The organism is Lyngbya sp. CCY1209, from assembly GCF_035615495.1.
Classification (GTDB): Bacteria; Cyanobacteriota; Cyanobacteriia; order Cyanobacteriales; family Microcoleaceae; genus Limnospira.
In genome coordinates this window covers 1-2,244 of the sequence record NZ_JAJENU010000457.1, presented here as the reverse complement: position 1 = coordinate 2,244, position 2,244 = coordinate 1, and the positions used below count along the sequence as shown (strand labels likewise).

Annotated in this window: 2 protein-coding genes; one reads left to right on the top strand and one right to left on the bottom strand. The window is 50.2% G+C overall.

The annotated features are described in order from the left end of the window. On the top strand, positions 1-188 hold a 188-nt coding region (locus tag LKE08_RS14425; protein ID WP_324704937.1), incomplete at its 5' end, for a hypothetical protein. 426 nt (positions 189-614) lie between these two features. Here LKE08_RS14425 and LKE08_RS14420 read toward each other — a convergent pair. After that, on the bottom strand, positions 615-2,244 hold a 1,630-nt coding region (locus tag LKE08_RS14420; RefSeq protein ID WP_324704936.1), incomplete at its 5' end, for a formylglycine-generating enzyme family protein.

Sequence of the window (2,244 nt, the reverse complement as noted above, 5' to 3'; positions counted from 1 at the left end):
AGGGTGGGTTAGGCGCGGCCGTAATTTTTCGGAAAAACCCACAACTTTTCATCCGCGCCGTAACCCACCATTTCCTTTTTAATGCACAGTTTGAGCAGAAACAGTCCACCAATAGACTGACCGTTGTAGAAAGGTTTCTTGTCAATCTTAGGTGGGGGGTAGAAACCGGGTTTCTAGGAGACAATTAGATGAGGACAGAACAACTCGGGTAGAAACCCGGTTTCTTGACAATCTGGGGTGGGGACGGATTTCTCAATCTGGGTCACAATAGTTTTAACAATTCTTGGAGGTTGGTGCGTTACGGCGGATTTCTCAATTTGAATCACAATTGATCACAACTCGCCGCCTAACGCACCCTACTAAATTACTACTCAAGCCCCCCTAACCCCCCAACTTTGGGGGGAATGAGAATCACAGATTCGAGTTCGACTCCCCTCGCCCAGAATTGGGAGAGGGGCTGGGGGTGAGGGCGAGAAATATTTTGGGACGAACCCAACTATTGTATAAATTACAGTAAAAAGGTGGGGACAGGGGGGCAATTTAAAAAAATAAAAAAAAACTCGCTGCGCTCGCAGAAAAAGGGTAAAAAAACGATAGTGCAAAGGATAAAAGAGCTAAAGGGAAAGATGCTCCGGGAGGGAACAGGACACCCGAAAACCGTTGATGTGGGTCAAGCTGTTCGGGTCGTTCCATGCGCGGTTCGCTGAACGGCAAGCATAAGGACGGTTGAACCACGAACCCCCGCGCAGCACTCGCTCTCCTTTTGCATTCACAAGATTAGCCAAACTATCAACATAGCTGTCGTAGATATTTTTCCCATTCCAAACTTGACCATCTGATGGCGCACCATTGTAGTTCTCATGCCAGAGGTCAGCGCACCATTCCCGAACATTTCCGTGGATGTCATACAAGCCAAAAGCATTGGCGTGTTGAAACTGACCCACGGGGGTGGTTGTTTTGCGGTAGTAGGTGAAGTCACCCTTGAAATTGTCGAGGTCGGTAGTCAGAATTTCACCGACGTGAAACGGGGTGGTAGTTCCGGCACGAGCCGCATACTCCCACTCAGCTTCACTGGGCAATCGGTAGGGTTTGCCGATTTTTTTTGAGAGGCGGGCGCACCACTCAATCGTATCATACCATGAAACTCGTTCAACGGGAAGATTGAAGCCTTTAAAATACGAAGGATCGGATTCAAGGTCGCGTTGGAGTTTGGGAAAGCTGGCAACTTGTTGCCATTGTTCTTGGGTGACGGGATATTTCCCTATTAAGAAGGGTTGGATTGTCACTCGATGTTGGGGTCTTTCATCATCAGAACTTCTGACTTCATTATCCGGCGCACCCATTGTAAAGGTTCCCCCTGGAATCAATACCATTTCCAGGGTGACTCCATTCCCCAAGTCTTCGATGATACGTTCCGCCTGGCTGGAATGACGACTAATTTCTTGTCCTCTTTCGTTAACTTTGACAACCTCAAAGGAAAAGGAAGTGGGTTTTGACAAGTAAAGAGGGGTGCTTCCTCGCCCCGATTTTTTCGTCACTAACTGAGGACGCTTGTTTTTATCCCACGCCATCTCCGGGGGCCGACAGGAGACGCGAAAACCGTCGAGGTAGTCGAGGAGGCCCGGGACGAGCCTGCGGCGGTAGGCACAGCGGCAGTCCCCAGGATTGTTGAGCCACGAACCGCCGCGGAGCACTCGCATTTCTTTATCATAATCTTGATAATCATTATTATTCTCATCCCAAACTCGCCCATCTGAGGGCGCATCTTTATAGTTGCCATGCCACGGGTCGGCGCACCACTCCCAAACGTTCCCGTGCATATCGTACAAGCCAAAAGCATTGGCAACTTTGAACTGACCGACGGGTGTGGTTTCTTGGCGGTAGACTCCTTTTACACCCGAGCTGTAGGTGTAGCCATCATAATTGGCGATATCAGTTGTCAGGGTTTCTCCAAAGTGGAAAGGGGTCGTCGTTCCGGCACGGCAGGCATATTCCCACTGGGCTTCGCTGGGCAGGCGATAAGGTTTTTTGGTGGCTTGAGCCAGTCGGGCGCAGAACTCGATCGCATCATACCATGAAACTCGTTCAATTGGGCGATTGTTTCCTTTAAATCTTGCCGGGTCGGGATCGAGATCTCGCTGAAGTTTGGGCAAGTTCGCCACCCGCTTCCATTGGGCCTGGGTGATGGGGTATTTGCCCATCAGGAAGGGTTGAATGGTGACTCGGTGTTGGGGTTCTTCCTCG